The organism is Pseudoalteromonas sp. S1609 (assembly GCF_005887255.1).
Lineage (GTDB): Bacteria > Pseudomonadota > Gammaproteobacteria > Enterobacterales > Alteromonadaceae > Pseudoalteromonas.
Genome location: NZ_PNDJ01000026.1, coordinates 21,691 through 32,735, shown reverse-complemented (window position 1 = coordinate 32,735; position 11,045 = coordinate 21,691). Strand labels below are relative to the sequence as shown.

The window sequence follows — 11,045 nt, the reverse complement described above, 5'->3', positions numbered from 1 at the left end:
TAAAAAAGCCGCTTAAGCGGCTTTTTTAATTTTTATTTAATTACGTGGTTTTGGGCCAATAATACGTTTAATTTTAGGCGCCTTTGTTGGTTTTGGCTCTGTATTGAGAACTAACACTGGGCGGGTAACAAATAAGTTATTTGGATAAATCACCCTATGCCCATCAACGTGTTCTAGTAATACATTCATCAGCCCCATTTCAATAATGCGTCCTTCAATGGCGTTGGCCCCATCCACGATTCTAACCCAATAGCCTACACGGCAGTCATTTTGTATAAACATGAGTAAAAAAGCAGTTAAGTTGCTCAATAATGACCAAGCCGCAAACAGCGCAACGCCTAACATGGCAAATAAGGAAGAGCCTAATACCAGTAAACCACGCAGCTCTATTCCCCAAAAAACTAATACTAAACACAACATAACAAAGGCGAGTATTATTTTTAATAGTAACTCTGCTCGGTATTTTCTGTGTAAATCGATTTTACCTCTAATGGCTTTTTCGAGTAATTTTTTAGTTAGCTTTAACAGTAACGGAAAACTCAACAGCGCAATTACAGTTACGATTAACTTATATTGTGTGCTCACAAGCTCTAAAAGAGAGATTAATTCCAAAACGTATTCTCACAATAATGATAGGCGCAAAGTGTAACGTGTTAGCTTTGTGCGCAGTAGTGATTTAAAAAGAATTTTTAACGCTCAGTAGCCATTGTACCGAGTCAACATCGTTATATTTATTTAGTGGCGCGGCAATATCAAGGTGGATCATGGTACCTGCATTGGCGCGACTTGGCGCAAGGCGTAAACCGAGTCCAACATTTTTAAGTACAGGTGTGTTTTCAACTTGATACAGGGTATTCGAGTCATTGTTATACCATGCGCGACCTACATCTAGAAAGGCTGCGCCTCCCACTTTAAATAGTTGTAGTAAGTCATACTCCCAATAGTAGCGCTTTTCTAAGCTGACTAAAAAACTCCGATCGCCATGTTGAAACTCAATAGGGTAACCGCGTAAACCTGTTTCGCCCCCGAGAGTGAGCTGCTTATCGTTGGTGAGGTTTTTTGCGTATTGTAGCCTGGCTTTTACATACCAAGACTGATCAATACTGGTATTTAAATAATATTGAATTTGGCTGGTGGTGATTAAGTTTTCAAGCTGTTTTTGTTCTTTATTCCAATAACCTTGAATATCTGCGTGAAAGCGCCATAGCGTATTATCACCACTAAAATGTGCTTTATTAAAGTTAAACGAGTAAATAGCGCGGCTATCGTCGTTACTAATTGATTCATCAGAATAACCCAGCGTAGCTTTTATATTCCAACCTAAATTTAAATCCTCGGTACGGTAAATACTGTCAAAGTTACGCACTTTTATAAAGTTATCTTCAAACCAGTGGCCGCTTACATAAGGATAACTAAGCTGCCTATTTTCAGCTAGCGGCACAGTGGTTTCATCGATGCTTTTAAATGTTTGTTGCTCATCGATATAACCTAGGCTCAAGCGCTGTGTCCAGTTATGGCTAAGGGCTTTAGAGTGACCAAAAAATACCTGATTTAGATCGGTGGTCTGTTCAAACTCACTAAATTTATCGCCCCTAAGATAGAGTGCCTCTTCTCGCTGGGTAGAGTAACTCAGGGCACCATAACTATAGGGTGTATCAATGGCGTAAAATGGGTAAGTAAGCTCAACTAAGTGGCTTTTACCGTCACTGTTATCGGCATACTCTATACGACCTCTGTAGCGTGTTGATAGGATATTTGGATCATCGTAAACAAATAAATAGCCATTACGATCACTGTCGGTTTTGCGAGCAAACGATAATCGTTTGCCCCAACCAAATAAGTTAGACTCGCGAAAGCCGATACTTGATTTATTTTCGCCACCACTGCGGCTAAAGCTAAGCTCGGGTAGCAAAGTCCACAAATCGCGAGTCACCACGGTTACATCAATATCGCCATCGCAGTTTTCGTTGGCAACAATTTGTGCGTCATATAAATAGTTTTGTTTACGCAGTAGCCGCTCAGATTCAGCCAAGGTTTTTTGATTAAAAGTATCACCCGCTTTAAACAATAAAATGCTTTTAATAACCTCAGGCTCAGTTTGTATATGTGCACGATTAGCAAAGCGAAACAGTGCGTTGTTCTCAGCTTCTAGCTCGGTATTAAAAACATTAAGTTGTTTAAGATTAATTGAGGCAATTTTAGCGTTACTATTTGTCGTAAGCGGTGGAGGTTGAGACTCGATTTGTCGACGCAAGTTAATTTCAGAAGTTTTCAATGAATCGTCATTTTGGCAGCTTTGGGCTAGTGGCGTTTCTTGCGCGCAAACGCTGAGCATAAACATACTCAAAATAGAAAGGCTAAAACAACTACGTGCAATCCATTTTCTATTTAGCATTGACCCTCTTTAGCGCTATTTTGCAAAATAAAACACTTACTCTTAGCTTACATCATTGTTATTAATATGTAAGTAAAAGTGCCAATTTAGTTTATTTTTTATAGCAATTATAAGGTATTAGCGATAAATAGACGTGGCCTTAGCTTAAATAAAATGTTAACGCTGCCAATAGGTTGTCGGCATCTTGACCTTCGCCGTTAATCCACACACTTTGACTGTAATGCTCAAAATTTAAATTAAAAGTGTGGTTAGCATAGTTAAAACGCAGTTGGTGACGATCAGCCCCAGCTGCAAATTCACTAATGCTAATTTCATCGCTGTGCAAAAAAAACGTTCCCCACAACTCAAAGTCTTCATCGTGCGGCAACTCTGTTGGTTTAACAATAATGCATTGATGTGTGTGATCGTATTCAAGTTCGGTCATAAGGGGCTTATTGCGTTGCTAGATAATGTCGAATTGCGGTTAAAAACTCACCGCCATATTTGTTTAATTTAGTAAAACCAACCCCCGACACTTTTAAAAATTCACTGTCGTTGGTAGGCATAAGCTGCGCCATTTCGGCCAGCGTTTTATCGTTAAATACTACATAAGGGGGTACGTCATCGGCATCGGCTAATTCTTTACGTAATGCACGTAGGCGAGCAAATAACTTTTTATCGTAATTAAACTGCGCTAATTTATCCTGATAAACGTGCTTAGCTTGTAGGCGTGGTTCAGCCAGTTGTAGCGCATACTCACTCTTTAAAATAGCGCGTGCAGCTTCGGTAAGCCGTAGTGATGCGCCTTGGGTTATATCTTGGCTTAGTAGCCCTTGGTGAATAAGTTGGCGTAAAATACTGAGCCAAAACTCACTGCTTTTATCTTTACCTATGCCATAGGTGCTGAGTTCATGATGGTTGTTATCACGAATGCGGCTGGTATTTGCGCCGCGTAATAACTCTACAATGTAACCTAAACCAAATCGTTGCTGTGCCCGATACACACACGAAAGTGCTTGTTGGGCCACCAGTGTGCCATCAAAGCTTTTTGGAGGATTTAAGCAAATATCGCAGTTACCGCACGGCTCTCGTTGGTATTCACTAAAGTAGTTTAATAATATTTGACGTCTGCAGGTCTGCGCTTCGGCAAAACTGGCCATGGCATTAAAGCGTTGCTCTTCTACACGACGGCGTTGTTCATCGTCAATATCTTCAAAAAAGCGTCTAACCCTACCTATATCGGCGGGGTCAAAATACATAATGGCTTCTGCAGCGAGTCCATCACGTCCAGCGCGACCGGTTTCCTGATAATACGCTTCAATACTTTTTGGAATGTCATAGTGCAGTACAAAACGTACGTTAGGCTTGTTAATTCCCATACCAAAGGCAACGGTGGCAACCACAATTTGAATATCGTCACGGGCAAACCCAGTTTGCACAAATTGACGCTGTTCGTTGCTCATTCCCGCATGATAAGCCGCCGCATTAAGACCTGCATCGGCAAGCTTTTCAGCAATGTCATCAACTCGCTTGCGGCTGGTGCAATAAATAATACCGCTTTGATTTTTTTGCTCTTTCAAATAACGTAGTAATTGCACCATAGGTTTAAATTTTTCTTCTATGGTGTAACGAATATTAGGGCGGTCAAAGCTACCGGTGTGAATATATGGCTGCTGTAGCTTGAGTTGCTCAACAATATCAAAGCGGGTGGCTTTATCTGCGGTGGCAGTGAGTGCCATCATAGGTACATGCGTAAAGCGTTGCTTTAATTCATTTAACCTAAAATAATGAGGCCTAAAGTCATGTCCCCAATGAGAAACACAGTGTGCTTCATCAATAGCAAACAAACTGACATTTAAATGCGATAAGCGCTCTAAAAATTCTCTTTGCAGCACTTTCTCTGGGGCAACATAAAGTAATTTTATTAGTCCTTGATGCAACTGCTGATAGACTAACTGCTGTTCTTCACGGGCTAAGCTGTTATTTATATAAGCGGCTTTTACGCCTAGAGCTTGTAACTGAGTTACTTGATCTTGCATTAAAGAAATGAGCGGAGAGATAACAATGGTTACCCCCTCTAACACTAGTGCGGGTATTTGGTAACACACCGATTTACCACCACCGGTAGGCAATAATACTAACGAGTCTTGGCCGTTAATCGCAGCATCAATTACTGCACTTTGACCGTCGCGAAATTCACTGTAACCAAACACTTGTTTGAGTACAGTTTCAGGTTTACGCACCAGCGTACTTGGAGAGGGAGTTAGTGTATTCATCGGCGCTATTTTAGTGGTTTTTTATCAGGATGTCTTTAGCTTTCATTACTTGGTGTAAACATCGGTAATGATAACCGAGGAGGTTACAACAGCTTTAAGTTGTGCTTTACTCATCGTACCACCTTAAAACATAGAGAATAATAATGAATAAAGAAATGTTGATTGAACAAGTTGGGGCGTTATTTGTTAATAATATGCCTTTTAACCAATTTTTAAAAATAGCGGTGGAGTCGCTTAGTACTGAACAAGCTAAAATCTCCTTTCCTTGGCAAGATGTGTTAATAGGCAACCCTGCGCAAAAAATTCTCCATGGTGGGGTTATTTCGGCGGTACTTGATAATGTGGGTGGAATGCTTGCTGCCGCCAGCGTTATAGGAAAACTAGACGATGCAGATTTACCCAGTGTACATAAAAAATTAGCCACACTGGGGACAATAGATTTACGCACCGACTATTTACGTCCAGGCAAAGGCGAGGTATTTATTGCTAGTGCTAAGCTGATTCGCTCAGGAAATAAAGTATGCGTGTGTCGAATGGAGTTGCACAACGAGAAGTCAGTACAAATTGCTTTTGGAACGGGCACGTATTTAGTTGGCTAAAAAGTGAGAGGGGGTTAAACTGACGGCCTTTTAAATCACCAAGTGGTTACTATGTCGATTGATACCGAGCAGCGAAAGGGCGCTATTTTTGCCTGCCTCGCTTTTTTTATGTGGGGCCTCGCACCCATTTATTTTAAGATGATCCAACATGTGTCAGCATTTGAAATTTTAATGCACCGTGTTATTTGGTCTGTGGTGTTTCTTATTGTGGTGGTGAGTGTGCTCAGCTACTGGGATAAAATTAAACGCATTTTAATCCAACCTAAACTTATTTTGATGTTAGTTGTTACCTCGACCTTACTAGGGTTTAACTGGGGATTGTTTATTTGGGCCATCAATAACAATCACATGTTGGATGCCAGCCTAGGTTACTACATTAATCCTCTATTGAATGTGTTGCTTGGTATGGTGTTTTTAAACGAGCGATTACGTAAGTTGCAAGGTGTTGCTGTTGCTTTAGCTTTTACAGGCGTGTTGTTACAGCTAATTAGTTTTGGCTCATTCCCCGTGGTAGCGTTTTCATTAGCGACATCTTTCGCACTATATGGCTTATTACGTAAAAAGCTACAAGTTGATGCTCTGCCTGGGATTTTAATTGAGGCATTAATATTGTTACCCGTGGCGCTTACCTATTGGTGGCTAATGGTACCGACTGAAACGTCAAATTTACCAGTGAATGATTGGCTAACTAATGCATTATTGGTGAGCGCGGGCATAGTAACTACGCTGCCACTGCTGTGTTTTACCGGCGCGGCTAAGCGTTTGCAATATACAACGTTAGGGTTTTTTCAGTATATAGGGCCTAGCCTAATGTTTATTTTAGCGGTGGTATTTTATGGTGAGGTGTTTGATGCTGAGCGCGTAATTACCTTTGCGTGTATTTGGAGCGCATTGGCTATTTTTAGTTGGGACTCATACCATCAATCGCGAAAACGCAGAAAAGCGGCCATTGTAGCCTCTGGTGTGGTTTAAAAACTAAACCACTTTATTACGACCCGACTCTTTGGCTTTGTAGAGCTTTAAGTCGGCTTGTTTTAATAGCTCATCAATCTGATAGGTTTTACTGTTGCTGAAGCCTATCGACAGCGTAAACTTGATGTTTGCTTGACTGAATTCATGACTGTTAAGCTCAATAAAAAGCCTGAAGCTCTCTAGTCGTTTTAGCGCCTCCTGTTCGGTTAGCTCAGTAAAAAATACCGCAAATTCTTCTCCGCCTAAACGGGCAACCAATTGGTTCTCAAAATATTTATTAAAGCATATCGCAAGCCCTTTAAGCACTTCATCTCCGGCATCATGACCATAGGTATCGTTAATCGCTTTAAAATGGTCAATATCAAGCATGGCGAGCTGTGCCGGCATTTTTGCTTTTTTAAACTGCTTTAATGACTTATTAGCCTCTTCAAAAAAGTAACGGCGATTAGGGAGTTTAGTTAAATAGTCGGTATTGGCTTGGCGTTTTATAGTTTCGATATGCTCTAGCATATCGACGTTTTGGCTCAACCGGCAGTAAAATTCTTCACTGTTAAAAGGTTTATATAGATAATCGTTTGCTCCATTTTTTAGAAATAAAGCAGACAAATTAGACGATGTAGCGCCTGAGATACCAATAACAGCTTTTTCGTCATTACTATAAATGCGCCTAATTTCATTACATAGCTCAATACCGCCCATGTTAGGCATTTCTTTATCGGTAATGATCACAGAGATGTCAGGGGTGTTTTCAAGCTCTTTAAGCGCCTCTAGGCCATCGGCTGCTTGAAAGATTTGATATTTATGACGTGTTAATAAATTACAAATATATTGGCGTGTTGAAGCTGAATCATCAACAACCAGTACTTTTACCTGCTTATTTCGAGGTAGGCGATAAAGCTGCTTTTCTAAATATTCGTAAGCTTGTTTATTGCCTTTGATAATGTAATCAATAATAGGGTATTTTTCGACGGTATCGCGAGTTTGATTATCGATATTGCCTGTCATAACTATGGTAGGAATATCTGCTGCAACGGTGCAGGGAACCGCTTCCCCTTGTGGGGCATCAGGTAATATAAAGTCTACCACTGCGCAAAAATAAGCATGTTTACTTATCAGCTCTTTAGTCTCAGCCAGCGACTGAGCAATATCAACCTCGTAGCCCGCTTTTTGCGCGATATGCTTTTGCACTCGCGCAATAGTAGGGGTGTCTTCAATAATAAGTATTCTGTGCGTCACGTAACAGCCTTGTTTAAATTTTGCAAAAGTGTTTGCTTATACAAGTTGTAACTGCTAAAACGCCAAAAAGCAACTATTGTAATGACTTATAGATTGTCAGCCTCAGAATAATAATCTTGGCTGATTGGTGTTGGCCCTGAAATTTTTGAGCGACCAAATAATGTATGAAATTTTGTTTTGCAGGTTGTTAGCTTTAAGTATTTAACCCATGCTCGCTCAATGGGGTTACTTGGCTCTATGATGCCACTTATTGCATTTACAAATTGTTGTTGATATTCGTTTTGCGGCTCAACTGTTTTGTTATACAAACTTTTTAAAACAACACCGTGCTGTTCTAAAATACTTGCCTCTAACAAGGTAAAGTGTCCGCTGCGGCTAAATCCGCGTGGAAAGTTTTGATCATCATAAAACTGACGTTGACTAACAAATGCTTGACGAAGTAGTGAAATATCATTGCTCATAGCTGTACCCTCATACCAATTATTAGCTGGAGTATGGGTCATAATCGCTATTTTTTTAAACAAAAAATTTTTATCGTGAGGATAAAAAATTGGACATAGATTTATTAAAAACATTTGTTGAAGTGGTGCGTACTCGCCATTTTGGTAAAGCGGCAGAAAACCTATACATAACGCAGTCTGCAGTGAGTTTTCGAATTCGTCAATTAGAGCAGGGCTTAGGCGTAAATTTATTTATTCGCCAGCGCAATAATATTCAACTAACGGCTCCGGGTGAGCGCTTGTTGCCGCATGCACAAATGATTATTACTGGAATGCAAAGGGCCAAAGTGGATGTTGCACTTGCAGATAATATGCATAAGCAAATCAGCTTGGCTGGGACTCCTAATATTTGGGATGCGTTTTTACAGTTTGGTATTACAAATATAGTATCGGCTATGCCCGGTGTATCTTTGGTGGCAGAGGTAAAAGCACAACAAGAGAGTACTCGATTACTATTAGAGCGCACCCTTGATCTAGCCATTTTATTTGATCCACCAAAAGTAGACGAACTCGTTGTTGAACGAATTTGTGAACTACCTATTATTCCGGTTAGTGGCTACGATACCGCAACAGGCGATAACTTTTTTGATAATCAATATGTTTATGTTGATTGGGGAACTACGTTTTCTCTTTGGCATGCGCGTCAGTTTACCGGTAAAACGCCGCCTTATTTTAGAACCAGTACCGGACGTATAGCCCTTGATTTAATACTGCAATGTGGCGGCAGTGCGTTTATTCCACAGGTATTAGTTAAAGACCATTTAGAAAAAGGCGAACTTTTTCATGTAAAAGGGGTAGAAAATACGTCAAGAGATGTATTTGTTGCCTATCATAGAGATAACGAACAGAAAGAGTTAATAGAAACTCTGGTTAATTTGCTGTCGCAAATGACACCGAGTTTACTGAAACAAAGTAAGTAGTCGTTAGACGGTAAATTTTAGATGTTATTTTGATTTCAGATTTAATGCAGTTTTATTAACTTAAAAAGACAAAAATATGTCCTTTGTAATATTTTTGTCATTTAGCGGTGACACACTGCTGCTGTTTTAAAAATTAGTCTATTGTGTTTATCGAGGAAATAACATGAAATTTGCAAAATCGAGCCTATGCCTAGCCTTACTTAGTGGTTTATCTTTTAATGCGCTTGCAGAAGTAGACATTTACGGTAAAGCGAATGTAACCGTTCAATCATCTGATGATGGAGAAGGGTCGTTTACTGAAATTAAAAGTAATGCATCTCGTTTCGGACTTAAGGGGTCTGAAAAAATTTCAGACGGTTTAGAAGCTGTTTATAAGTTTGAGTTTCAGGTTGATGTGTCGGACGCTGACTCAAAAGGCGATAAAGATAATATTTCAGCGCGTAATCAATATGTAGGTTTTAAAGGTTCATTTGGTCAGGTAGTAATAGGCCGTAACGATACCGCGCTAAAGCAGGCGCAAGGTAAACTTGATTTATTTAATGACCTTGAAGGTGATATTAAAAACACGTTTAAAGGTGAAAACCGTTTAGGTAACTCAGTATCTTACGCTTCAAACTCATATGAAGGCTTTAAAGTGTTAGCTTCATTTATTGCAGAAGACGATAAAGATGCCAAAAATGGTTACTCAGTGGCATTAACTTACGGCGATGCAGGTCTTAAAAAGAGCGCTGTATATGCTGCTGTTGCTGCTGATAGTGAAGTAAATGGTTACGACGTAGTACGTGCAACAGTTCAAGGTAAAATTGAAGACTTTAGACTTGGCGCAATGTACCAAACACAAGAAAAAGTAGACGGTAGCGCTGAGGCTGACGGTTACTTATTGAATGCAGCTTACCTAATGGGTAGCAACACTTTTAAAGTGCAATATCAAACAATGGATTTTGATGACAGCGATGATAAAAGCGCAGTATCGGTAGGTGTTGATCACAAGCTAAACAAAAACCTTAAGGTATTTGGCTTTTACTCAAGTTTTGATATGGACAACAACGTTGACCAAGATTACCTAGGTTTAGGTATGGAATATAAGTTTTAACTAATACTTAGTTAAAACACTCCCTTTTAACCGCACTCAGCTGAGTGCGGTTTTTTTTGCTTTAAATTATTTACTTATCTGCGCATAATAGCCAAGCATTTGGAATGAGGTGAAACTCCTCAACTATACCCGTAACTGTGAACAGTTTTACTGTAAGTCAGATACAAGTGCCTTAAAACTTCATATAACGAGCGGGTTAACTCATTTTCTTTTTGGTACTTGTGGTACTGAGTGTGGGTTTTCTCTGCCTAGGATAATTTTTTGCACACTCAAACCGCTAAAAAAACTGCACTTCTAACCGTTAATAATGTCTCTTGGCGAGTGGGTAACACCTTAATCCTTGAGCATATTAATGTGAGTATTGAGCGTGGCAAGTTTGTTGGCTTAATTGGTCCTAATGGTGCGGGAAAATCGAGTTTACTGCGGTGCTTGTATCGATTTAATCAGCCGTCAGCGGGAGAGGTTAAATTTAATAACACCGATATTTGGCAACTAAAAAGCGAAGACTACGCAAAGCAAGTTGCCGTTGTACTCCAAGAAGCACCGTCGCAATTTAACCTCTCGTTATTCGATGTTGTGGCTCTAGGGCTTACGCCACATAAAACGTTATTCAGTTCGACCACCCAAGCAGATAAACAAAAAATAGCTCAGGCTATTAGCCATGTGGGGCTTGAATCTCATAGTACTCAATTATTTGATTCGCTATCTGGCGGTGAAAAGCAACGAGCCTTTATTGCCCGCGCTATTGTGCAGCAACCGCAACTTCTTATTATGGATGAACCAACTAGTCACCTTGATGTGAAATATCAAATTCAACTGATGGAGCTGGCTAAATCTCTAGGGATCACGGTATTTGCGTCATTTCATGACTTAAATTTAGCTGCTGCTATGTGTGATGAGTTAGTGGTTATTAAAAATGGAAAAGTTGTTGATGCAGGTAAGCCAAATAAAGTGGTCACTGAGCAGATGCTGGATGAGGTGTTTGGCGTTTGTGCACAAGTGAGCACTCACCCTCAAGTAGCTGCTTCGGGTGAGGCTATTCCTCATATTACTTATTATTATGGATACCAATAAT

The 11,045-nt window shown here is 40.0% G+C and carries 11 protein-coding genes and 1 riboswitch; of the genes, 5 read left to right on the top strand and 6 right to left on the bottom strand.

Annotation, left to right across the window (positions count from 1 at the left end; all coding sequences use genetic code 11):
* Positions 1 to 36: 36 nt before the first annotated feature.
* From CWB76_RS07880 to recQ, 4 genes are all read right to left on the bottom strand, one after another.
* A complete protein-coding gene (locus tag CWB76_RS07880) occupies positions 37 to 612 on the bottom strand; it encodes a mechanosensitive ion channel domain-containing protein (protein ID WP_010391553.1) in 576 nt (191 codons plus the stop codon).
* A 64-nt stretch (positions 613 to 676) separates the two neighbouring features.
* A complete protein-coding gene (locus CWB76_RS07875) occupies positions 677 to 2,395 on the bottom strand; it encodes a POTRA domain-containing protein (protein ID WP_138570005.1) in 1,719 nt (572 codons plus the stop codon).
* Positions 2,396 to 2,534: 139 nt separating this feature from the next.
* Positions 2,535 to 2,819: a DUF3630 family protein gene (locus CWB76_RS07870; RefSeq protein WP_010391549.1), complete on the bottom strand. Its 285-nt coding sequence runs from the start codon at positions 2,817 to 2,819 to the stop codon at positions 2,535 to 2,537.
* A gap of 7 nt (positions 2,820 to 2,826) precedes the next feature.
* The gene (recQ, locus tag CWB76_RS07865) at positions 2,827 to 4,650 is read right to left on the bottom strand and encodes a DNA helicase RecQ (RefSeq protein WP_138606651.1); all 1,824 of its coding nucleotides are present in this window, start codon (positions 4,648 to 4,650) and stop codon (positions 2,827 to 2,829) included.
* Positions 4,651 to 4,793: 143 nt separating this feature from the next.
* Here recQ and CWB76_RS07860 point away from each other — a divergent pair, with 143 nt between their 5' ends.
* Together CWB76_RS07860 and rarD are read left to right on the top strand one after the other, a co-directional pair.
* Complete coding sequence (locus CWB76_RS07860; protein WP_171039605.1) at positions 4,794 to 5,249, top strand: thioesterase family protein; 456 nt, start codon at positions 4,794 to 4,796, stop codon at positions 5,247 to 5,249.
* Between the two features lie 51 nt (positions 5,250 to 5,300).
* Positions 5,301 to 6,221 carry an EamA family transporter RarD gene (rarD, locus tag CWB76_RS07855; RefSeq protein ID WP_138606649.1) on the top strand — a complete coding sequence of 307 codons (921 nt, stop codon included), beginning with the start codon at positions 5,301 to 5,303 and terminating at the stop codon, positions 6,219 to 6,221.
* 3 nt (positions 6,222 to 6,224) lie between these two features.
* Here the strand turns inward: rarD and CWB76_RS07850 are convergent, their stop codons facing one another.
* Positions 6,225 to 7,457 carry a GGDEF domain-containing response regulator gene (locus CWB76_RS07850; RefSeq protein ID WP_138606647.1) on the bottom strand — a complete coding sequence of 411 codons (1,233 nt, stop codon included), beginning with the start codon at positions 7,455 to 7,457 and terminating at the stop codon, positions 6,225 to 6,227.
* A gap of 86 nt (positions 7,458 to 7,543) precedes the next feature.
* Entirely contained in the window at positions 7,544 to 7,918 is a 375-nt protein-coding gene (locus CWB76_RS07845; RefSeq protein WP_138606645.1) for a MaoP family protein, read from the bottom strand.
* 89 nt (positions 7,919 to 8,007) lie between these two features.
* On the opposite strand from CWB76_RS07845, the gene CWB76_RS07840 reads away from it, so the two are divergent.
* The 3 genes from CWB76_RS07840 (at position 8,008) to CWB76_RS07830 (ending at position 11,044) form a co-directional block, all read left to right on the top strand.
* Positions 8,008 to 8,877: a LysR family transcriptional regulator gene (locus CWB76_RS07840; RefSeq protein ID WP_008467766.1), complete on the top strand. Its 870-nt coding sequence runs from the start codon at positions 8,008 to 8,010 to the stop codon at positions 8,875 to 8,877.
* 163 nt (positions 8,878 to 9,040) lie between these two features.
* Positions 9,041 to 9,970 carry a porin gene (locus tag CWB76_RS07835; protein ID WP_138606643.1) on the top strand — a complete coding sequence of 310 codons (930 nt, stop codon included), beginning with the start codon at positions 9,041 to 9,043 and terminating at the stop codon, positions 9,968 to 9,970.
* Between the two features lie 49 nt (positions 9,971 to 10,019).
* A riboswitch (cobalamin riboswitch) is annotated at positions 10,020 to 10,157 on the top strand.
* A gap of 74 nt (positions 10,158 to 10,231) precedes the next feature.
* Positions 10,232 to 11,044 (top strand): ABC transporter ATP-binding protein, encoded by an 813-nt coding sequence (locus CWB76_RS07830; RefSeq protein WP_138606641.1) that lies wholly within the window; start codon positions 10,232 to 10,234, stop codon positions 11,042 to 11,044.
* Position 11,045: the final 1 nt, after the last annotated feature.

What these genes read in the sequence shown, in the direction of transcription:
- CWB76_RS07875 (WP_138570005.1), bottom strand. Translation starts at nt 2,395, where the DNA reads ATGCTAAATAGAAAATGGATTGCACGTAGTTGTTTTAGCCTTTCTATT.
- CWB76_RS07870 (WP_010391549.1), bottom strand. Translation starts at nt 2,819, where the DNA reads ATGACCGAACTTGAATACGATCACACACATCAATGCATTATTGTTAAA.
- recQ (WP_138606651.1), bottom strand. Translation starts at nt 4,650, where the DNA reads ATGAATACACTAACTCCCTCTCCAAGTACGCTGGTGCGTAAACCTGAA.
- CWB76_RS07860 (WP_171039605.1), top strand. Translation starts at nt 4,794, where the DNA reads ATGAATAAAGAAATGTTGATTGAACAAGTTGGGGCGTTATTTGTTAAT.
- rarD (WP_138606649.1), top strand. Translation starts at nt 5,301, where the DNA reads ATGTCGATTGATACCGAGCAGCGAAAGGGCGCTATTTTTGCCTGCCTC.
- CWB76_RS07845 (WP_138606645.1), bottom strand. Translation starts at nt 7,918, where the DNA reads ATGAGCAATGATATTTCACTACTTCGTCAAGCATTTGTTAGTCAACGT.
- CWB76_RS07835 (WP_138606643.1), top strand. Translation starts at nt 9,041, where the DNA reads ATGAAATTTGCAAAATCGAGCCTATGCCTAGCCTTACTTAGTGGTTTA.